Genomic DNA, 20,542 nt, shown 5'->3' on the forward strand with positions numbered 1-20,542 from the left:
ATGATTTTCGGTGATCCGTATCGTTTTGCTATCTGGGTAGAATGTATTCCTCAGTGGAGTGATTCCTATAAGAATGGTTTTTTTTATTTTTTTGTAAATGGAAATATGTATCCAGAAGATGTCAGGACATCAACGTTAGATATTGATTTTTATGATGTCACTGATAAAAAAAATGCTCTTATCTCTCAGCCACGCAATGATGAAATTTTCAATGCACCAACAAATGAAGCTTTTGATGCCTTGTTTAAACTGGCATACCCAGAATCGACACAAGATGATGAATATCCAGAGCAAGTGTTTGATTTTTGTGCTTCCCCCACGATCATCAACGACTCTGGGGCCTATTTCTTTGCTGTTTCAAATGAAAGTTCAGTGAGGATTGTTGGGGGGAAAATAACGAAATTAGTTGATGGGCATAATGGAAGGATCTGGGAGGATATAGAGTGTCCGGTCATTGAGGATATAACTATTCCAAAAAATGAGATAAGTGAAATAATTACAAGCTTGAAAAAATATTCAACTTATTTATTTTAGTTGGCGTTTTAGTCTTGAAATAATTCTACTTCCCGCCGCTGCAACCGGATCACACCGGGAGTGGCAAGGGGCGGTGGCTGGTATTGCTCTTTAACAATGTAGGGGAAAATGGCGTCACGGGCTGAAAAAGCGCGTCGAGGCAAAAAGTTGTCGGTGTGAAAATGCACTGGCGAAAAGTGGTTGTAAAGTGCTGATTGCACTAGTGAAAATGCCGAACGATGACGGACTCCGTATCGGAAGAAGTTGTTGTGGAGAATAATGCGCTGAGTGACATTGCGCAGGCACAATCGGAAGGCAAGACGCTGGAGCAAAAGGCTGCTGAGTACGTTGAGGCGGAGAACGAGCGTTATAAGAAAGAAAACTGCGGCGGGCTGAGTGCAGAAACCTGCTCAGCCAAAATGTACGATGAACGCAGGGAAGCGCTGAAAGGTACAACATCGTTTGGTGCTGATTTTGTGCCGGTTGTCGGTGATATCAAGGGCTTCCATGAGGCGGAAAGCGCGATTGATTATCTGGCAGCGGTAATTGGTCTTGTCCCAGGGTTGGGAGACGCTGCGGGTAAAGCGATTAAGGCAGCAGAAAAGGCACTGAAAGCAGGTGACCTTGAAACAGCCTCTAAACTGATTAATCAGGCCAGTGATGAGATTGTTGCTGTCTCTGGAAGTAAAGGAAACTGGAGCAAAGAACTAAACAATCCTCAGCCAAATAAGACCTATAAACTGGATGGTAATAAAACATTTAAAACTGACTCTTTAGGAAGAACGGAGAGCGTTGAGAGTTCATTATCTTGGTCTAAAAATGATCGTAATACTTATCAGCAATGTAAAGCAGGGAAATGTGGTGTTGACGGTGATGAAGGTGGGCATCTTATAGCCAGTATTTTCAACGGCTCTGGTGAAAAACTTAACCTTGTTCCTATGAATGGCAATCTGAATAAAGGTGCCTGGAAGCAGATGGAAAATACGTGGGCTAATGCCTTGAAGGATGGCAAGCAAATTAATGTGAAAGTTGAGCCATCCTACAGTGGAAATAATAAACGGCCAGATAGCTTTACTGTAACTTATCAAATAAATAATGAGCGCCCTATAAGGGAGATCTTTAATAATACGCCAGGAGGTAAATAATGACTTCTCGTGATGATGAGTTGTACTCAGAAATTGGGCGTATATTGTTTGAGTCAGCCCCTGAAGATGCTCAGATGCTTTTCTTGGATGCTGAGCTATCGCCTGAAAACGATCATGCAAAGTTTTTATATGATTATGTTAATGAAGAAGGTGTAAAAACATGGTTTTTACCGGGAACACCCGCTACAGATAGCTTACTTCTTGAAAAGTTAGTGGAGTTAAGAAAATTCTATCTAGAACAGTCTCTTACAAACAATCTCCCTGTATGGCATGGTTGTCTTGTCACAGTTGATCTTGAAAAAATGAAAATCAATTTAGAATATCGTTATGAATAAAAAGAACCCGGCTCATCTACCGAGCCGGGATTTTTTCACCTGTCAGCCAGTCGTCAGATCCACTTCCCCACTGGTGGTCGCTTAGCCGTGATCACCGCAATAAACTCCAGTATCTGTTGTTGCTTGCGGCCCGAGAGCTTACAGACCTTCTTCAGCGTCTGCATGATCTCCGGCTCTGGCGGCGGTACAGGCAACGGTTCCTGAGCGGTGAGCACCAGGCAACCGGGCATTACGCGGATCTTCAGTGGTGTACCGGTTGTAAACCCCGCATCTTCCAGCCAGTAACCTTTAAGCGTGATGGTCGGTGCGGGTTCGTGGGTCTGCCAGTCGCGGATGTAACCCACGGTATAACGGCGGGTTTTTAGTTCTGGTGCTTCAGTTGTGACAACTTCTGACTTAGAATCGTGCTCAGCCATGATTAACTCCGTAATAGTTGGTTATGGTTAGCGGTGATTCAGTGCTCCAACACTGGATCATCGCGTCCTTTATGATTGCTAATCCTTCGCATTTCTTACACGTTGATTAACATCGTGTTTCAAAATCAGTGCTTCCAGTAGTACTTTTGTCACTGACTTTTCCTCCTGAGTGAACTGGTTAACTGCCAGAAATAACGAACGTAATTCATCATCAGGATTTTGTTCAACTTCCTCAAAAACCAGCACATCTGCACTGACTGATAACGCGAGAGATAAATTGCGGATTACCTCAAGCGTGGGCTGAACATCGTCTGATTCATAGCGGCGAATCATCGATATATGACAACTTGCTTTGTCCGCAAGTACAGCCTGCGTCAGCTTTCTGCCCTTACGTAAAGAGGCGAGACGTTTACCAAAGGTCATTTAATATACTCAGTAGTAAATTAGTTTTCGCATCTTAACGTCGATTTCTTATCAGGCATAAATACATTCCAAACAATACCATATGTGGTATTAAAATGAAGTCCTATATGGTTTTTTTTGAAGGGGATTAACGAGCGAAATGGTAGATGCAGTTACATGTAATTGTTAAGCGAACGAGTAATAACTGACTAATAAATAAAACAAATAATAGATGTGTCAGACTTGGTAGTCGCTAAACTTCCACGATTGCAGCTCCACGATCCCTGCAGGCGGTAGCATTGCTGTTTTCCCATCGTATTGACCAGCGCATAAATAGCCGCACTCGTCCGCCAGAACAGCATCAGCAATCTCGAAACCGCCACCGAAAGCGATTACCACTTCAAAGAAGAGACCAAAACCAAAAAAGGGTTCCTGAACAAAACCACCACGCACACCATTGAGGAAGATTACGCCACCTACGAAAAAGGCATTGCACTGAGCGGAAATAACGTCTCGTTCTCAGCGGGTAACGACCTGAACGTGAAAGGTTCTGGTGTCGTGGGTGATGGCTCGGTAACCCTCCAGGCAGGAAATGATGTCAACATCCTGGCAGCCACAGATGAACAGTCGACATATCGTTTCAAGGAAAAGAAAACCAGTGGTCTGATGGGGACGGGCGGGTTGGGTGTCACTATTGGCAGCAAATCTTCCCTCCATGAACGGAATGAAGACGGTACCACCCAGAGCCAGAGTGTCAGCACTATTGGCTCCACAGGCGGTAACGTCAGCATTATTGCCGGTAACACAGCACATATCAGCGGTGCGGATGTGGTGGCGGGTAAAAATCTCAATGTGGCAGCAGGCGAGATTATTGTCGATGCCGGTAATGACCAGCAGCGCCGTAAAGAACGTTATGAACAGAAGCAAAGTGGGGTGACGGTGTCGGTTTCATCGGCCGTGACCGATGCCGTGATGGCTGCCAACGATACCTTCAAACGCGGTGAAGAGGTCAGTGATGACCGCCTTAAAGCGTTGTATGCAGTTAAAACAGCAGAAAATGCGTGGGCCGCAGGCTCTGGCGCTTCCTCAATAGCAGGGGGGGCTGCGCAGGGCAATGTGAACGCAGTGAAAGTGGAAGTCAGCGTCGGATCCAGCAAAAGTCAATTTGAGTCCGAATCGACACAGAATCAGGTGCGGGGCAGCACACTCACGGCTGGGGGCGATGTCACCATGGTGGCGACCGGCGGGAAAGGTACCAGCGGCGACCTGCATATCAGCGGCAGTGGTGTGACGGGTCATAACGTCACGCTGGTTGCGCAGAATGACCTGACCCTGGACGCTGCGACCAACAACAGCGAGCAGACCAGCAAAAATAATAGCAGTGGCTGGAATGCCGGGGTACATGTCTCGCTGGGACAGGAAACCGGGATAGGTGTGTCAGCCAGTGGTTTTCAGTCGAAAGGCAGCGCAGACGGTAAAACCACCGAATATATCAACAGCCGGGTGAATGCCAGCAATGAGCTGAGCATGAGCAGCGGGCGGGACACGATAATTTCCGGTGCGCAGGCTCTGGGCGACAAAATCACAGCCGATGTGGGGCGTGATTTAACCATCAGCAGTCTGCAGGATACGGACGAGTATCACAGCCGACAGAAAGATGTGAGCGGCGGAGCCAGTTTCACCTTTGGTTCGATGACCGGCTCGGCCAGCCTGAATATCAACCAGAGCAAAACTGACAGTGAATACGCCAGCGTCGGCGAGCAGAGCGGGTTATTTGCCGGGGACAAAGGATTAGATATTACCGTCGGCAAACACACGCAGCTGGATGGTGCGGTGATTGCCAGCACGGCGGAAGCCAGCAAAAACAGCCTCGACACCGGGACGCTGGGCTGGAGCAGCCTCGACAACCACGCTGAATACAGTGCCAGCAGCAAGGGCATCAGCGCGGGCGGAGCGACAGGTCAGGACAGCCATGGCGGGCAGATGTTCAGCGGGGGTGGCGTCCCTCTTATTGGTATCGGAGCCAGCGATAATGCTTCGGGCATCACGCAGTCAGCCATTGCGGCAGGCACTATTACCATCCGTGATAAGGAACACCAGCAGCAGGATGTGGCGGACCTGAGCCGCGATACGGATAACGCCAATGGTCATATCGATAAAATCTTCGATAAGGAAAAAATCGAGGAGCAGCAGGAGCTGGCGGCGGTGTTCGGGCAGATGGCGAACCAGTATGCCGGTGACCTGGGTGCAGCGATGGGCTGGGCGGCAGATGGCCCGGAGAAAGCGGCTATCCATGGAGTGATAGGTGCGATACAGGCGAGCTTCGGCGGCGGCAATGCGCTGGCGGGTGGCCTGGCGGGAATGGGCAGCGAGGCCCTGGGGCAATTTGTTGATGACTACCTGAGCAGCAATACTCAACTGGGTGTGAATGAAAAAGCGGCGATAACCCAGTGGGCAGCGGCGCTGGGTGGCGCAGCGGTTGGCGGTGTGACGGGGGGCAGTAACGGTGCCATGTCGGGTGCGGCGACGGCGCTGGATTCGGTGCGTTATAACTACCTGGACCATAAAGAAGCTGAGCGCAAAAAGCAGGTAGAACATCAGTTAGCAAACGGCGAGCTGAACCCGGAAGAACGACAGGTACTCCAGCAGGAGCTGGCAGATATCAATGCCACGGATAAAGCGCGTGATGCGTTAATCGGTGATATCTGTACGCAGGGTAATAAAAGCAGCGCAGCCTGTACGCAACTGGTGATAAAGGCGCAGACGGCGCTGGACAGTTACGGTGGTGCAGCGACATATAACCTGTCGTACAAAGATATTTTCCCGAAAGACTACGCGAATGCCGCTGCTATCATGGAAGGGCTGGATGCGGGGAATATCACGCGTGATGCGGCGATTAGCGGTATAGCGCAGAGCACCGGTAAACCGTGGGCAGAAGTTGAAAAAGCCTATGACGATGCGATGCAGTTGCACGGTATCGTGAGTATCATTGCGGGCTACAAAGTGGCTGGTGATGAGTCGGCTCAGGGTGGTAAGGGCAGCGTTAAGCCTGATGCGGCAAAAGGGACGACTGCTGGAAATAAAATTTCGTATGTTGAAGAACCGCCTTATAACCCGGCAGGCACTGGCGGGGCAGCTCAACCATGGTCGACTAAAGGCCGTATAAAATATGTTGAGCTTCCAACGAGTGGAAAAATTCGTTATGTACCGCCTGAAGATTATTCGGCGTCACAACCGTTACCAAGAGGGCCAAATAATGGGTATTTCGATAAGTTTGGTAATGAATGGGTGAAAGGTCCATCCCGCACAGCTGGTCAGGCATTTGAATGGGATGTTCAGTTATCTCGGACAGGCAAGGCGCAGTTAGGCTGGGCAACTCGTGATGGTTCCCACCTAAATATCTCGCTTGATGGGAAAATTACACATAAATGATGAATATGAAAATTGATTTCTACCAAGAGGTTCAGGTTGTTCCTGATGCGAAAAACAGTAAATATGTTGGCCGTAAAGGTGTTGTTTTGGGGATCAGTGAAGAGGATGGGGTTATCTATGGATACGCAGTGATCCTTCATGATAAAGAAAATACAGTTTATTTTGAAAAAGATGATCTCGTGCCTACTGGCGTCGTTTTTAAAAGAGAAGATTTCTACTAATCAAAGAAGATCCCGGCCAGCAAGCCGGGATCGTTCTATCTGCTACTCAACCACAGGCCGGATAACCAATTGCCCCTGCTCCACAGCGACAATAACCGGCGTATCCGTCCCAAACCCCGCCTCTTTTAGCCAGTCGCCCTTCAGGTGCAGGCTGGGGTGGCGTCTGTAAAAACGGCTCATATGGATTCTGCGGCCTTCTTAGCGAAACAGCATCATGTTCTTTAACAACATTATAGAAAACGACTAGTTAATCGAGAAACCAATCTGATTATCCTCAGCGTACCAGCACTTGCAGATCTTAATAAAAACCGTATTGCCGATAACAAGTTACGCGAGGTCACGCCGACGCATGCCACGATGGGGATGGGAATTGCTGTGTTAGGGGCGCTTACGGGAAATATCAATAGCGGTGATTTTGATAAAGAGAACTACAAAGGTAATACTATCGATGCGTTGATCAATCCAACGGATGCCTGGTTTACGCCGAAAGCGAAGCAGAATATCAGCCAGTGGCTGGCGGACAATGGTAATGGGTATACTTACAAGAATCCGCTTTATATTGGTCATGCAACATGGGCACTGATTTATAACGATGTGGCGGCGACCGATCCGGCCTATCAACTGAAATACAAACTGATTTTTTATAAGCGCCCTGAAGATGGCAATATGTTTTCCGCCTTTACTGTAGCGGAATGTTCTCCAGCGCCTGTAGAAGCGAAGCTATCGGATTGGCGAGCCAATAATTATGCTCGCGTCACTGCCGAGACAGAAAAGTATATGAGCAGTTGTTTGCTTGAGCTTAATAATCAGTTACCGCGCTTGCTTAAGAAATAAATCATCTAATCATATTTTAAAAGGGGAGCTAGCTTCCCTTTTAAGCTAGTACATAAATTTATCCTTGCTATCCGTAAGCGTCAATTTAGTGCCGTATTTTGCCAACAGACCCGTCCTGCTAACTTAGACGTGCGCCTGTACAAACGGGCATCTAACCATGACATCTCAAACCTGGCGTTCCGACCCGCGAAAAGTCCTTCTGCGCCTTCTTTTTCACTATCCCTCTAATCCAAATAACTCATTGATTGATCCCCCTAAAGCTTCAGATAGATCAGCCAATAATGAAACTGATAATCTCAGATTTCATTCTCATAATGTGGTATGGCCTGTTGAGCTAACCCTAATTGTGTTGCCAGTTGTTTTTGGGTCAAACATTCCCCCATCATTTATAAAGAACGTATTTATAAAATCATTAAGATATTTCCTTAATAATTGAACTCCTATTCCTACACGTGTAGTCAAAATATGATCTAAATCATTTTTTGGCACTATCGACTCTGACTGTAAATATTTAATAACACCCAAATCAGATATGTTAGAATTTAACCCGCTCCAGATTCATCTCGAAAAATAATAATATAACAACCACATCTGTTCTTCCGGCTTAAATATTATTCCTTTTTACATCAGGATTGACTCACGCAATGAACGCGATAATCGTTGACGATCACCCATTGGCGCGGATTGCTATACGCAACTTGCTCGATACCAACGGCATCACCGTCACCACTGAACTCGACAGTGGCGAGCATGTGGTGCAAACCGTAGAGAAACTCAAACCGGAACTGCTGATCATCGATGTAGACATTCCCGGTCTTAGCGGTATCGAAGTGCTGGAGCAACTCCGCAAACGCCACTACGTCGGTATTATTATTATCATCTCTGCCAAAAATGAGTTGTTCTACGGCAAGCGCAGTGCCGAGTACGGCGCGAATGGTTTTGTTAGTAAAAAAGAGGGTATGAATAATATTCTGGCGGCTATTGAAGCGGCAAAAAATGGTTATAGCTATTTTCCTTTCTCTGTTGAGCGTTTTAGCGGTGTGACCCTCACTGAACAAGATAAACTGGATACTTTATCGACTCAGGAAATGAAGGTTTTACGCTACATTCTCAACGGCATTGATTACACCACTATTGCCCACAAAATGAATATCAGTAATAAAACGGTAAGTACTTATAAAACCCGTTTAATGGAAAAGTTAGATTGCTCATCATTAATGGAACTCTATGATTATGCGCAAAGAAATAAAATTGGCTAATAAGATGCAGTCTCGTTGGTTTATTTATTTGATGATGTTTTTTTGCCTGAGTAGTTTTTCTTCTTCTGGCGCCACACAGGTTATTGAGCTTAAAAGTAATTACCAGCCTGCGGTGCTGGATATTCGGTTAAGTACAGAAGACAGGTTATGGCTCGAGCGCAAAAAAACGCTGACTGTCGGCACCTGGTTGCCGGAAGTTTCCCCTATTGATTATGAAAGTACTGGGGGGATATATCAGGGTGTTAATGCCGATTACCTGGCTCTTCTGCAGAAAAATCTGCATATTAAAATTATTATTAAACAATATGATAGCGAGAAAGAGGCTCTTGCGGCACTGTCGAAAAACGAAGTCGATACGCTGCTGACTCAGTTAACTGCCCACAAAGAAACGCCGAGTTCTTTGCTGACAACGTCTGCGTTGATCAAAACCTGGCCGACACTGGTGACGTCACTTAAAAACACTTTGCTGCCGCTAAAAACCAGCAAAGAGGTGACTGTTGCTTGCGTGCGCGATTGCTCGTTTGCCGATGTTGTTAAGGTGGCGTTCCCGAATGCCAGAATGACTTATTACGATAATGACTACCAGGCGATGTCATCGGTGGTGTCCGGTAAAAACCAATATTTTATTGGTAATAACGTGACTACCGGGAATTGTATTTCTAAATACTTTTCACAATCGCTGGTGATTACCCACTATTTTAACAAGCAAGAACAATACAATTACTTTATTACCAGCAACCGTCAGCCGCTGTTGCGAAATATCCTTGAACGTTTTATTGCCTCAATCAGCAATGAAACCCATATGCGGATGATGCAGAACTGGCTAAACCGCGGCAATCTTTCCTATCTGAATTCACCTGGCCCATTTAGCCAGGAAGAGCAAAACTGGCTGGATAAGCACCGCACTGTCAAAGTGCTCATTAATCCCAACTATCCACCGTTTACGCTGATCGACAAGGAAGGCGAGTTACGCGGAATCATGGCTGATTTACTCAATATTATTCAGCTGCAAACCGGTCTTGAATTTCAGCCGGTGATGATGAGTTCCGACCCAAAAAAGGCACCAGAGCAGTGGGACATGATCCCCGCCACCACGCTGAATAATACGCCGCAGAACACCTCGCTTAGCGATCAGTTGATGAGCCTCTCGTTCGTTATTGTCACCGCGCATCACGAAAATGCTGACCGCTTGCTGACCAAACCACTGCGCATTGCCGTAGCGCTGGGGGATGTTTTGGTTGCTGATTTACATCAGCGATACCCGCTGGCGACTCTGGTTGAAACGGAAAATGTCGGTGAGGCAATGAAAATGGTCGAGGAGGGTAAGGTCGATGCGGCGATTACCACCGAGCTATCCGCCCGTTACATGATTGACCATTATTACCCGCAAAATATGTACTACATGCGCCTGCCGGGGATGCCGAGCGGTTCGCTGAGTTTTGCGATAGCCTCCGATGAACCCGAACTGAAGTCGATTATCAGTCAGTCGCTGCAAGCGATTCCTCCGCGCGACATTCTGCAAATGACGGAAAAGTGGTCGAAAATTTCCAGCGTACAGAAAGATACCTGGAACCTGTACAGCAAGCAGTTCTATCAACTGGTGGTCTTCGCGATGGTGCTGATAGCCATTAGCCTTGGCTGGGGGCTGTCGCTGTCGCGTGAAGTGCGCAAAAGAAAACAGTCGCAACGGCAACTCGAAGAAGAATTGCAGCTTAAAGAGACGCTCTCCCATGAGCTGGAGGCCGAGAAAGATAAAGCGATTCAGGCCACTAAAGCGAAAAGCCGTTTCCTGGCGAGTATGAGCCATGAGCTGCGTACCCCGGTGAGTTCGATTGTGGGCTTTTTAGAATTGCTGTCGAGCTCGGATCTCAACGCCAGTCAACGCAAAGAAGCGATAGCACTGGCAGGGGCAACTGCACAATCGCTGCTGGGGTTGATCGGCAAGATTCTTGATGTCGATAAAATTGAGTCTGGTAAATACCAGATAGCACCGCAATGGACTGATTTATCACAGCTTATCAATCTACAGTGCCACTCATTTGACGCGCTGGCCAGGCAGAAAGGTGTTGAGTTGCGTTGTATCAGCCATCTGGCGGCGGACGCTCAGGTGCTGATTGATCCACAAGCCTGGCGGCAAATTCTCACCAATCTGGTCGGCAACGCGCTGAAGTTTACCGAAAAAGGGCATATTGAGGTCTTATCCCGTCTGACAGAAGTTGAGGATAAGCATGGGACTCTGGTGGTGACGGTCAGCGACACCGGATGCGGGATTAGTGCCGAAGAGCAGGAGACACTATTCCACCGTTACGTTCAGGCAGGCCAGGGGCGTAAACAGACAGGCTCCGGACTGGGGCTGGTTATCTGCAAAGAGCTGGTGACGCTGATGGGCGGCACGCTGGAACTCAGTAGCCAGCAGTCGCAGGGCACCACTTTCACGATTACGTTGCTGGTTGAAACTGCACAGAAGAGGCTTACGCCGACCCATAACACCCCGGCCGCATTATCGCCATTACCGCGTTTGTCGATTCTGATTGCGGACGATAACCCGACGAATCGCCTGTTGTTAAAACGCCAGCTGAATGCCATTGGTTACAACGTGGATGAAGCCTGCGACGGTGAGGAGGCGGAAGCGAAAATCGCCAATAACGCGTACGATTTGTTGATAACTGACCTGAACATGCCAAAAAAAGATGGGCTGGCGCTGACGGCATCTTTGCGTCGCCAGAATATGCGGCTGCAAATCTGGGGGCTGACCGCCAGTGCGCTTTCGCAATCACGCGATCAATGCCTGCAAAGCGGTATGAATCAGTGCCTGTTTAAACCGGTTTCGATTCAGACGCTGACTCACGAGTTGAGCAAACTCGATAGCGGGCGCACATCGCTGTGTACTACACGACATTTGAAGCTGAGCATTCTGACCGAGAATACTGGGGGGGACAGGAAGTTGATGAATGAGATTCTGGAAACCTTCCGCGAAGCTTCAGCCAATGATTTACAGGCCGCAGTGCGTTCAATAGAGCAGGATGAACCGCAAATGTTTTTGCATGCGTTGCATCGTTTGCATGGTTCGGCACAGATTCTGGAAATCACCGCACTTCAGGCGTTGTGTGAACCTTTCGAATCACGTCGTCATAGTTCGTTACCACTTGAGGAGCGCCAGCAAGCGTTAGAAAAAATTACGGCAGTCATGCAGGAAATTGACGTGGAGATTGATAGTTTGATAAGCCACTAAAAATGGTGGATGACGCTGGCGCTTATCCCCCTACGAAACCGGAACTGGAACCGAAATCGTAGGTCAGATAAGCGCAGCGTCATCCAGCACGATAATACAAATACAGCTTTTGTAGGTCGGATAAGCGCAGCGTCATCCGACATCCAGCACGATAATTTTAGTTGCTGGCAGCGAACATTTCGCTATCAACAACGATGCCGTCTTCAGCACCCTTCAGTACCAGATTCGCTTCGTAGTATTTACCATCTGCCAGCATTTTTTGTGCCTGAGCTACCGCTTTGCGGGTCTGGTTCAGTGGCATCAGATATTGATTTTCCATCACGCCAATCCCCGCCAGACGTAAAGTGTCCATCGCACCTTTTTTATCGCCTTTAGCCAGTTTTTCATTGGCAGATTTGATCGCACTCTCTTTTGCTGGAGTCGCAACATAGTCTTCAGACAGGGCAACTGTGGCGTTAATGATGACGTACTGGTCGTCAATCATCTTCGCTTTGGCGTCGGTTTTGACAAATTTCTTCCAGTCGATGCTGTCATCTTTTAGCAGTGTTGCTGCGTCATCAGTCAGTTTTTTAGCACTGGCCGGTTCGCCGTGGAACAGCGCCAGGCGAGCAAGCTGAATATCACGCATGGCATTCGCGCCCTGAACGGCAACCTGCATCACATCAGCCGCTTCTTTTTGGATTTGTGCAGTGGCCGCAGCAGTTTGTGCTGGAGTCGTTGCTGTTGCAGCGAATACCGGTGCAGAACTCATCATGGTTGCCAGTACGCCTGCCAGAATTAATTTTTTCATTATCGTCTCCTTAATAAAATGGGTGTTAATCACCAACCCAGACAGAATAGGAAATAACAAAACGAATGAAAATCAGAGCGCGGAATGAATATTGCAGGAGCTGTCTGACACTTGTCAGATTATTGAGTCAGACGTCAGATTGAGCGTATGAAGATAGGGGTTCACTCTTATTTACTCCGTTTGCTAGCTGGCCTTACTATTTTAACCAATAACTAGTTGGTCAATAACGATATGGCGGAAATAAAATGTTTATATTTAATCAATATCGACTGAAAGCACTGAGTGAGGCTTCATGTCTTCATTATAGAAAACATGCGCTGGTGATGGCGGTGCTACTGTTTATTTGTGGTACCTGCTGTCTTATTTATCCTTTTATGGCCGGGATGTACCTCAGCTATATCATCGGCATGATGTTTATGGTTTGCGGTTTTTATACTCTTTATAGTCTGGTGGTATTTCGTTCACGCCACTGGCGTTCTAAATTTGTCAGCGTGATATTTGCCTTAGCCTGGCTGTTGTTGGGCTTCAGTTTTGTCATCCATCCTCTGATTGGCATGACGTCACTGTCGCTGGTATTTAGCTGTTTCTTCATTGTTGGCGGGGTTTCACGCATCGTTTCCGGCTTCACTATGCGTGGTAACGCGGGGGCGATCACCAACATTATTATCGGTGTTTTAGACCTGCTGATTGCCGTTGTCTGGCTCAGTTTGAACCCTGAACAATCCTATTTATTTACCACCGCTTTCATTGGCGTGGAGATGATCTTCAGCGCTGCTGGATTTATCGCGCTGCGCAGGAATTTGACGCCAGCGAAGCACAAGAAATTGAACCTTAACGATACACCAAAAACAGTGGAGTAAATGATGAATATTAAAGCCTATGTCTCGGTAATTATTGCTGCTGCCGCTTTTTCAGCCACTATGAATAGTGCTTTCGCTACTCAGGAAACGACACCACAAAATATGACCTGCCAGGAGTTTATGGATATGAATCCTAAATCTATGACCCCAGTCGCCTTTTGGGTAGTGAATAGAAATACAGATTTTAAAGGTGGCGATTATATCCATTGGCATGAAGTCGAAACCGTGTCAGTACCCAGGATTTTTAAACAGTGTCAAAAAACACCGAAAGCTAAATTAGGTGAGCTGACCCAAAGCGCTAAGTAATTCCATATTCACTCTTAATTGAATTATCAACTTAAGTGATACCCATAGAGGATTTATTATGACCACACTTATTCAGCCAGTCGAAAATGAAAATGACGATGTTTATGCTTCGATAGAGTTATCTACCGCACTGCCTAAAAACGCATTTCCGGTCAACGAAAGTAATCCACGCAATGTTTTTCATGCTATTCATGATGAATTAATGCTGGATGGTAATTCCCGCCAGAACCTGGCGACTTTTTGCCAGACTTGGGTGGATGACGAAATCCGCCAGCTGATGGATCTTTCCATCGACAAAAACATGATTGATAAAGATGAGTACCCACAGACTGCTGAGATAGAGCAGCGTTGCGTGAACATGCTCGCGGACCTTTGGCATTCTCCGTCAGCCACCGACACCATGGGCTGTTCCACTATCGGTTCTTCCGAAGCCGCGATGCTGGGCGGTCTGGCGCTGAAATGGCGCTGGCGCAAACACCGTGAACTGGCAGGAAAATCTACCGATAAGCCAAATATGGTGTGCGGCCCGGTGCAGATTTGCTGGCATAAATTCGCCCGTTATTTTGACGTGGAGCTGCGCGAAGTGCCGCTGGAAGGCAACCGTCTGATGATGACAGCCGAAGAAGCGCTGAAATATATCGACGAAAACACCATTGGCGTAGTGCCAACTTTGGGGATTACCTTCACCTGCCAGTACGAGCCAGTGAAAGAGATTCACGATGCGCTTGATGATTTGTTTGAGCGCACAGGGCTGGATATTCCGATGCACGTTGATGCCGCCAGCGGTGGCTTCCTGGCGCCATTCTGCGCCACAGAAATCGACTGGGATTTTCGTCTGCCACGAGTGAAATCTATCAACGCGTCAGGTCATAAATTCGGCCTTGCACCGCTCGGTGCCGGTTGGGTGGTATGGCGTGAAAAACAAGATCTGCCAGAGGAACTTGTTTTTAACGTTAACTACCTCGGCGGCAATATGCCGACCTTTGCGCTGAACTTCTCACGTCCTGGTGGGCAAATTGTCGCTCAGTATTACAACTTCCTGCGCCTGGGTTGCGAAGGTTATCGCAAAATTCACATGGCCTGTTATCACACCGCCCAGTATCTGGCGCGTGAAATCGCCGCTATCGGCCCATTCGAGGTTATCTATGATGGCAACCAGCAAAATGGCATTCCAGGACTAACCTGGACGCTAAAAGCTGACCAACGCAATTGTGGCTACACGCTGTACGATCTGGCTGACCGTTTACGGAGCCGTGGCTGGCAGGTGCCTGCTTATTCCATGCCGACTCACCGCGAAGATCTAGTGGTGCAGCGCATTCTGGTGCGCCATGGCATGAGTACCGATTTGGCCGAATTATTGATAAGCGACCTGAAACGCACGCTCGCAGCACTGGAAAAAAATCCTGTCACGCATTCGCTGACTGCCGAGGAAGCGGGCGGCTTCAACCACGCATAAACCCCTTTCTTATCAATCAACCAGAGAGCCTGTTTGTTACGGCTCTCTTATTTAATCGTGAATGAACATCGGCAGGTGGTTCAAACCTGCTGATGCGGAGAGGATTATGTCCAGTACAACGACGAGTGCCCCTGCAAAGTCGCTCACTTTGCTCGGTTTTTTTGCCATTACTGCTTCAATGGTGATGGCCGTTTATGAATATCCCACTTTTGCCACTTCAGGTTTTAGCCTGATTTTCTTCCTGCTGATGGGCGGGATTTTCTGGTTTATTCCCGTTGGTCTGTGTGCCGCTGAAATGGCCACAGTTGAGGGCTGGCAAGAAGGTGGTTTGTACGCATGGGTTTCCAATACGCTCGGGGAACGCTGGGGTTTTGCGGCGATCTCTTTTAGCTATTTGCAAATCGCCATCGGTTTTATCCCGATGCTCTATTTTGTGCTCGGTGCTCTCTCTTACATCCTGAGTTGGCCTGCGTTAAATACCGACCCGCTGGTGAGAACTGTAGCGGCGGTGGTTATTTTGTGGGGGCTGGCGCTGACTCAATTTAAAGGGACACGCTATACCGCGATTATTGCCAAATTCGGTTTCTTCTTTGGGATTTTGTTCCCGGCGATTGTCCTGGTGCTGCTGGCTGTGGCGTGGCTTTATCATGGGCAACCGCTGGCGATTGAGATGTCAGAGAAGACCTTCTTCCCTGATTTTTCGCAGATTGGCACGTTAGTGGTGTTTGTGGCGTTTGTGCTCAGTTATATGGGTGTTGAAGCCTCGGCAACCCATGTCAATGAGATGAATAATCCAGCGCGTGATTACCCGCTGGCGATATTCCTGCTGGTCATTGCCGCCATTGTGCTGAGTTCCATTGGTGGGTTGTCTGTCGCCACCGTGATCCCGCACGATGAAATCAACCTTTCGGCTGGCGTGATGCAGGCTTTTAGTACCCTGATTAGTTATTACGGGCCTGAATACGAGTGGGCGATTCGCGCTATTGCTGCGCTGTTGATGCTGGGCGTGTTGGCCGAGATTGCCTCGTGGATTGTTGGCCCATCGCGCGGCATGTTAGTCACCGCACGGGATGGTTTATTGCCTTCGCGTTTTGCCAAAGTGAATAAAAATGGTGTTCCAGTAGCGCTGGTGATTTCCCAGTTATGCATCACTACTCTCGCACTGGTTGTCCTCACTAATACTGGTGGCGGCAGCAATATGTCATTCCTGATTGCTCTGTCGCTGACGGTGGTGATTTATCTGTGTAGCTACCTGATGCTGTTCCTCGGATACATTCAGTTGGTGCTTCATCAACGTGACAGAGCACGTGACTTCCAGATTCCTGGCGGTAAAGCCGTTAAGTTGGTCGTCGCCTGTTCTGGCCTGCTGGTTTCAGTGCTGGCGTTCTTTGTTTCGTTTATTCCACCGAGTTCTCTGCCTGGCAGCAGCGCCCATGATATTTATGCCGGTCTGCTGATTATCTGCTTCGGTCTGGTGTTTATTCTGCCGTTTATCGTTTATATGTTCCGCGATAAATCGCAGAGAAGACAGGCTCCACATCTCACACCTGTGACCGTGGAAAATGCTCCAGCAGGGCACTTTGCGGTTCACCCGAAAGCTCGCCCATCGCATTACCCTGAAAAATAAAGTCACTGTCGTGCCATTCGCACTGCCGCAAAGTGTGGATGGCACTATCGCTATTTTTCGCTATTAACGGATAATGGCCGATTCTGAAACGACAGTTTATTTTTGGGTAAGGGAAGGGGCGTGAGTAATAACGTTTCGCTGTTTACTAATAAGAAATTCGCATGGATGGGAGCCGCTTTTTGTTGCTTGTTATGGGGAAGTGCTTACCCGGCAATTAAAAATGGTTATGACATTTTTCAGATAGCGACCGACGATTTAGCGGGCAAAATTGTTTTCGCCGGTTATCGTTTTGTCATCGCGGGGCTTTTATTGCTGGCGTTCGCGATGCTGCAAGGCAAGCCGATTGCGCGTTTATCCCGCCACCAGTTTTCGCAGTTAGCGTTGCTCGGCGTCACGCAAACTGCCATTCAATACATCTTCTTTTACATTGGCCTCGCCTATACCACCGGCGTGAAAGGCTCAATTATGAATGCCACTGGCACTTTCTTTAGTGTCCTGCTGGCGCATTTTATCTATCAAAACGACAAGCTCAGTATTAACAAAGTGGTGGGCTGTGTGCTGGGGTTTGCCGGTGTGATGGTGGTGAACTTCAACAGCCAGTTGATGGACTTCAGTTTTAGCTGGATGGGTGACGGTTTCGTGGTGCTGGCAGCGTTTATTCTTTCTGCCGCTTCGCTGTATGGGAAGCGCATTTCGCAAACCATCGACCCGACTATCATGACAGGCTGGCAGTTGGCCATCGGTGGCGTGGTGTTGACTGTTGGCGGCTACGCAAGCGGCGGGCGGCTTGAGTTTCATGGCCTGGAGTCGGTGGCGATTCTTGGCTATCTGGCGTTGCTGTCCTCCGTGGCCTTTGCGTTGTGGAGCTTGCTGCTCAAACACAACCGCGTGGGAATGATTGCGCCGTTTAACTTCTTGATTCCGGTATCGGGTGCGGTGCTTTCAGCCATCTTCTTGCAAGAAAGTATTCTCGAATGGCGTTACGCCCTGGCTCTGGTGCTGGTGTGCTTTGGGATATGGCGAGTGAACGTGACGCGCAGATAGTTTACAAAATCGTCAAATGCAGGCCATTATTTATCCATCTTTTACCGATAAAGGGCCTGCAAATGACCAGACTGACCGCAAAAGATTTCCCTCCTGAATTACTCGAATACTTCGATTTCTACGTCCACGGAAAAATCAGCAAACGTGAGTTTCTCGACATTGCGGGGAAATTTGTGGTCGGCGGGCTTGCGGCGGCGGCACTGGGGACTTTGCTGACGCCAAATTATGCCTTCGCACAGCAAGTGGAATTTACCGACCCGGATATTGTGGCTGAATATATTCGCTACCCCAGCCCGCAAGGGCATGGCGAGGTGAGGGGGTATATGGTGCGCCCGGCAAAAGCGGCGGGTAAAGTGCCTGGCGTGGTGGTGGTGCATGAAAACCGTGGGCTTAATCCCTACATCGAAGATGTGGCGCGGCGTGTTGCCAAGGCAGGATTTATCGCGCTGGCACCGGACGGTTTAAGTTCGGTCGGCGGTTATCCGGGCAATGATGAAAAGGGGCGCGAGCTGCAATCGCAGGTTGATCCCACCAAATTGATGAATGATTTCTTCGCCGCGATTGAGTTCCTGATGCACCACGATGCGGTGACAGGGAAAGTCGGGATGACTGGTTTTTGTTACGGCGGCGGTGTCGCTAATGCTGCGGCGGTGGCGTATCCGGAATTAGCTGCAGCGGTTCCGTTCTACGGACGCCAGCCAAAAGCGGAAGATGTGCCGCGCATCAAAGCGCCATTATTGCTGCATTATGGGGAGCTGGATTCGCGCATTAACGAGGGATGGCCTGCTTATGAGGCGGCGCTGAAAGCCAATCAGAAAGTTTATGAAGCGTATATTTATCCGGGTGTGAATCACGGTTTTCACAATGATTCGACCCCGCGTTATGACAAAGCGGCGGCGGATCTTGCGTGGACGCGGACTATTGCCTGGTTTAATCAGTATTTGGTTTAGAGGGGGGGGACCTCTCCCCAAGGGAGCTGGCTCTTATACAGATCTTTGAGGGGCGTTTTCTGTCGAGCCGAAGAAGGTTCCGTTCACCAGGCGATTGAGTATTTATGTCGCCACAGAACCGGTGAACGTCTTAGGGTGGCCATCGTCGCCACCCTAAGAACCCGGACTCCCGGCAAATAAATCGCCGCAAGCGGTAAACCTCCATTTTGCCTCCGTGTCAGGGTCGGTTGCGATTCGTTTATTCGGCACATCCGTGTGCCGAACCACTTCGTGGCCAACGCAAGCGTTGTTCAAAAATGTTCCTGACATTTTTGTCGGACGATCGCGCCCTCCAGCCGTTCCCGACGGCTGGACCCTGCCACCTGGAGTCAAAATGGAGGCGATTTAAGCCGGACCCGAAATTCAAAGTCAAAGGCCAGAACGGTTTTGACCTTGTCCCCGGCTTCAATCGCGCCGTTTTTTACCCTTCAGTTGGGGTCACGTGGCCGGGAGCCACGTGAGAGAGCGATCGTCGGGAACGAATCGCGAACGACCCCGGATGTTGGGTGAAAAACGGTGTTTACCGCGTTAGCGGCGATTGATTTGCCGGGCGCCTGGATTATCAAGGGGTTGGCGTTAACCCCTTGATACGTTCACCGTTTTCGGGGATTAAAGAGATAACTGAATACACGGGTGAACGGAAAATCAGCGAGGCTTACAGATTTCACCCTGACAAGATTGCCAGGGTGAGTGGTGTATAAGATAGAGGCGTTTAGGCCTGACTCACCACCCTCGCACCCAGCACCACCCCATTCTTACCAGTGCGCTTAATCAAATACATCGACTCGTCGGCACGAATTACCGCATCGGCAAAATTGTCGTTGGCCCAGGACTCATTAATGCCAATTGATGCGCCGACAGTCGCCGAACCGTTGCTCAACTCAAATGGCGTGATAGCGGCATCCAGGCAGCGCTGGGCAGTGGTTTGGATTGCTGCACTCTCCAGCGTCCACGGCATCAGCAGGATAAACTCATCGCCACCGATTCGCCCAATGGTCACTTCTGGCGGGCAGGCTTCGGACAACCGCTGGCTGAGCTGCAACAGAACTTCGTCGCCGCTGCGATGCCCCAGGGTATCGTTAACGTTTTTGAAATCATCAAGGTCGATAAAAGCCACTGATAGCGGGCCGAGTTTTTTTAACAAATCAAACTGTGCATGCAGCGAGTGGCGGTTAGCAAGACCGGTGAGCGGATCGTGGTTGGCGAGCTTCGCCAGCTGTTCCTCGTACTGCTTTTCTTTGGTCATGTCGATGTGGGTACCGGTGACTTTCAATGGCTTACCGTCATCGCTCCATTCGGTCACTCGTCCACGGTCTAGCACCCAGGTGATGGTGCCATTTTTAGCCTGCATACGGTGCAGCGCTTCGTACCAGGGGGCTTTGCCTTCGAGATGGTTATAAAACGCGGCGAGCACCATTTCTTTGTCTTCAGGGTGCAGATGGTCACGCCACACATCAAAATGAGCGCTAAGTTCTTTGGGCCGATAACCCAGCATGGAACCCCAACGGCGGTTGAAAATAACCAGTTTGCCGCTGCTAATATCAAGTTGCCACAAGCACAAACCTGTCCCGTCGAGCGTTGCACTCAGCTTGTTGCGTGAGTCATGCGCAATTCTCTTGAGACGGGCATTATGCTTTTTGAGGTTCTGGATCTGTTGCCTGAGGATCTCTTCTGACATTGA

General features: G+C 48.8%; 18 protein-coding genes and 1 pseudogene. 14 read left to right on the forward strand and 5 right to left on the reverse strand.

The annotated features are described in order from the left end of the window. From EC843_RS19990 to EC843_RS20000, 3 genes are all read left to right on the forward strand, one after another. Positions 1-534: an immunity 42 family protein gene (locus EC843_RS19990; protein WP_064541027.1), complete on the forward strand. Its 534-nt coding sequence runs from the start codon at positions 1-3 to the stop codon at positions 532-534. 218 nt (positions 535-752) lie between these two features. After that, positions 753-1,658 carry a DNA/RNA non-specific endonuclease gene (locus EC843_RS19995; RefSeq protein WP_208111331.1) on the forward strand — a complete coding sequence of 302 codons (906 nt, stop codon included), beginning with the start codon at positions 753-755 and terminating at the stop codon, positions 1,656-1,658. Continuing rightward, the gene (locus EC843_RS20000) at positions 1,658-1,993 is read left to right on the forward strand and encodes a hypothetical protein (protein ID WP_064541023.1); all 336 of its coding nucleotides are present in this window, start codon (positions 1,658-1,660) and stop codon (positions 1,991-1,993) included. Before EC843_RS19995 ends, EC843_RS20000 begins: the two co-directional genes overlap by 1 nt. Positions 1,994-2,046: 53 nt before the next feature. On the opposite strand, the gene EC843_RS20005 is transcribed toward EC843_RS20000, so the two are convergent. Both EC843_RS20005 and EC843_RS20010 read right to left on the reverse strand, forming a co-directional pair. Beyond that, positions 2,047-2,409 carry a SymE family type I addiction module toxin gene (locus EC843_RS20005; protein ID WP_064541019.1) on the reverse strand — a complete coding sequence of 121 codons (363 nt, stop codon included), beginning with the start codon at positions 2,407-2,409 and terminating at the stop codon, positions 2,047-2,049. Positions 2,410-2,487: 78 nt separating this feature from the next. Next, complete coding sequence (locus EC843_RS20010) at positions 2,488-2,832, reverse strand: helix-turn-helix transcriptional regulator (RefSeq protein ID WP_064541016.1); 345 nt, start codon at positions 2,830-2,832, stop codon at positions 2,488-2,490. 435 nt (positions 2,833-3,267) lie between these two features. Between EC843_RS20010 and EC843_RS20015 the strand changes: the two genes are divergently transcribed. Both EC843_RS20015 and EC843_RS20020 read left to right on the forward strand, forming a co-directional pair. Continuing rightward, positions 3,268-6,243 (forward strand): hemagglutinin repeat-containing protein, encoded by a 2,976-nt coding sequence (locus tag EC843_RS20015; RefSeq protein WP_279535818.1) that lies wholly within the window; start codon positions 3,268-3,270, stop codon positions 6,241-6,243. Between the two features lie 5 nt (positions 6,244-6,248). After that, the gene (locus tag EC843_RS20020) at positions 6,249-6,464 is read left to right on the forward strand and encodes an Imm31 family immunity protein (protein ID WP_208111332.1); all 216 of its coding nucleotides are present in this window, start codon (positions 6,249-6,251) and stop codon (positions 6,462-6,464) included. A gap of 42 nt (positions 6,465-6,506) precedes the next feature. Here the strand turns inward: EC843_RS20020 and EC843_RS20025 are convergent. Next, positions 6,507-6,644: pseudogene (locus tag EC843_RS20025) on the reverse strand (SymE family type I addiction module toxin); the annotation flags it as partial. A gap of 183 nt (positions 6,645-6,827) precedes the next feature. Here EC843_RS20025 and EC843_RS20030 point away from each other — a divergent pair. The 3 genes from EC843_RS20030 to EC843_RS20040 all read left to right on the forward strand — a co-directional run bounded on the left by EC843_RS20030 (position 6,828) and on the right by EC843_RS20040 (position 11,789). After that, positions 6,828-7,298: a hypothetical protein gene (locus tag EC843_RS20030; RefSeq protein ID WP_243739170.1), complete on the forward strand. Its 471-nt coding sequence runs from the start codon at positions 6,828-6,830 to the stop codon at positions 7,296-7,298. Between the two features lie 644 nt (positions 7,299-7,942). Continuing rightward, positions 7,943-8,557 carry an acid-sensing system DNA-binding response regulator EvgA gene (evgA, locus tag EC843_RS20035; protein WP_064540988.1) on the forward strand — a complete coding sequence of 205 codons (615 nt, stop codon included), beginning with the start codon at positions 7,943-7,945 and terminating at the stop codon, positions 8,555-8,557. A 4-nt stretch (positions 8,558-8,561) separates the two neighbouring features. Next, the gene (locus EC843_RS20040; RefSeq protein WP_133522995.1) at positions 8,562-11,789 is read left to right on the forward strand and encodes a transporter substrate-binding domain-containing protein; all 3,228 of its coding nucleotides are present in this window, start codon (positions 8,562-8,564) and stop codon (positions 11,787-11,789) included. A 157-nt stretch (positions 11,790-11,946) separates the two neighbouring features. On the opposite strand, the gene EC843_RS20045 is transcribed toward EC843_RS20040, so the two are convergent. Then, on the reverse strand, positions 11,947-12,609 hold the full coding sequence (locus EC843_RS20045; RefSeq protein WP_166642085.1) for a YfdX family protein: 663 nt from the start codon (positions 12,607-12,609) through the stop codon (positions 11,947-11,949). Positions 12,610-12,824: 215 nt separating this feature from the next. Between EC843_RS20045 and EC843_RS20050 the strand changes: the two genes are divergently transcribed. The 6 genes from EC843_RS20050 (at position 12,825) to yghX (ending at position 18,822) form a co-directional block, all read left to right on the forward strand. Beyond that, a complete protein-coding gene (locus EC843_RS20050; RefSeq protein WP_133522943.1) occupies positions 12,825-13,439 on the forward strand; it encodes a DUF308 domain-containing protein in 615 nt (204 codons plus the stop codon). Positions 13,440-13,442: 3 nt separating this feature from the next. After that, positions 13,443-13,745, forward strand: a complete 303-nt coding sequence (hdeB, locus tag EC843_RS20055; RefSeq protein ID WP_133522944.1) for an acid-activated periplasmic chaperone HdeB — start codon at positions 13,443-13,445, stop codon at positions 13,743-13,745. Between the two features lie 58 nt (positions 13,746-13,803). Continuing rightward, on the forward strand, positions 13,804-15,201 hold the full coding sequence (locus EC843_RS20060) for a glutamate decarboxylase (protein WP_064540979.1): 1,398 nt from the start codon (positions 13,804-13,806) through the stop codon (positions 15,199-15,201). Positions 15,202-15,307: 106 nt separating this feature from the next. Beyond that, a complete protein-coding gene (gadC, locus tag EC843_RS20065; protein WP_064540976.1) occupies positions 15,308-16,828 on the forward strand; it encodes a glutamate:gamma-aminobutyrate antiporter in 1,521 nt (506 codons plus the stop codon). A 165-nt stretch (positions 16,829-16,993) separates the two neighbouring features. Then, positions 16,994-17,872, forward strand: a complete 879-nt coding sequence (locus EC843_RS20070; protein ID WP_064540997.1) for a DMT family transporter — start codon at positions 16,994-16,996, stop codon at positions 17,870-17,872. Between the two features lie 62 nt (positions 17,873-17,934). Then, positions 17,935-18,822, forward strand: a complete 888-nt coding sequence (gene yghX / locus EC843_RS20075; RefSeq protein ID WP_133522945.1) for a YghX family hydrolase — start codon at positions 17,935-17,937, stop codon at positions 18,820-18,822. Between the two features lie 751 nt (positions 18,823-19,573). Here yghX and EC843_RS20080 read toward each other — a convergent pair. Continuing rightward, a complete protein-coding gene (locus EC843_RS20080; RefSeq protein WP_064540972.1) occupies positions 19,574-20,539 on the reverse strand; it encodes a sensor domain-containing diguanylate cyclase in 966 nt (321 codons plus the stop codon). Between the last annotated feature and the right edge of the window lie 3 nt (positions 20,540-20,542).

Source organism: Buttiauxella sp. JUb87, assembly GCF_004361975.1.
GTDB lineage: Bacteria > Pseudomonadota > Gammaproteobacteria > Enterobacterales > Enterobacteriaceae > Buttiauxella > Buttiauxella ferragutiae.

Coding starts and splice junctions, on each gene's coding strand:
- EC843_RS19990 (WP_064541027.1), top strand. CDS start 1: ATGATTTTCGGTGATCCGTATCGTTTTGCTATCTGGGTAGAATGTATT.
- EC843_RS19995 (WP_208111331.1), top strand. CDS start 753: ATGACGGACTCCGTATCGGAAGAAGTTGTTGTGGAGAATAATGCGCTG.
- EC843_RS20000 (WP_064541023.1), top strand. CDS start 1,658: ATGACTTCTCGTGATGATGAGTTGTACTCAGAAATTGGGCGTATATTG.
- EC843_RS20005 (WP_064541019.1), bottom strand. CDS start 2,409: ATGGCTGAGCACGATTCTAAGTCAGAAGTTGTCACAACTGAAGCACCA.
- EC843_RS20010 (WP_064541016.1), bottom strand. CDS start 2,832: ATGACCTTTGGTAAACGTCTCGCCTCTTTACGTAAGGGCAGAAAGCTG.
- EC843_RS20020 (WP_208111332.1), top strand. CDS start 6,249: ATGAAAATTGATTTCTACCAAGAGGTTCAGGTTGTTCCTGATGCGAAA.
- EC843_RS20030 (WP_243739170.1), top strand. CDS start 6,828: ATGGGAATTGCTGTGTTAGGGGCGCTTACGGGAAATATCAATAGCGGT.
- evgA (WP_064540988.1), top strand. CDS start 7,943: ATGAACGCGATAATCGTTGACGATCACCCATTGGCGCGGATTGCTATA.
- EC843_RS20040 (WP_133522995.1), top strand. CDS start 8,562: ATGCAGTCTCGTTGGTTTATTTATTTGATGATGTTTTTTTGCCTGAGT.
- EC843_RS20050 (WP_133522943.1), top strand. CDS start 12,825: ATGTTTATATTTAATCAATATCGACTGAAAGCACTGAGTGAGGCTTCA.
- hdeB (WP_133522944.1), top strand. CDS start 13,443: ATGAATATTAAAGCCTATGTCTCGGTAATTATTGCTGCTGCCGCTTTT.
- EC843_RS20060 (WP_064540979.1), top strand. CDS start 13,804: ATGACCACACTTATTCAGCCAGTCGAAAATGAAAATGACGATGTTTAT.
- gadC (WP_064540976.1), top strand. CDS start 15,308: ATGTCCAGTACAACGACGAGTGCCCCTGCAAAGTCGCTCACTTTGCTC.
- EC843_RS20070 (WP_064540997.1), top strand. CDS start 16,994: ATGGGAGCCGCTTTTTGTTGCTTGTTATGGGGAAGTGCTTACCCGGCA.
- yghX (WP_133522945.1), top strand. CDS start 17,935: ATGACCAGACTGACCGCAAAAGATTTCCCTCCTGAATTACTCGAATAC.
- EC843_RS20080 (WP_064540972.1), bottom strand. CDS start 20,539: ATGTCAGAAGAGATCCTCAGGCAACAGATCCAGAACCTCAAAAAGCAT.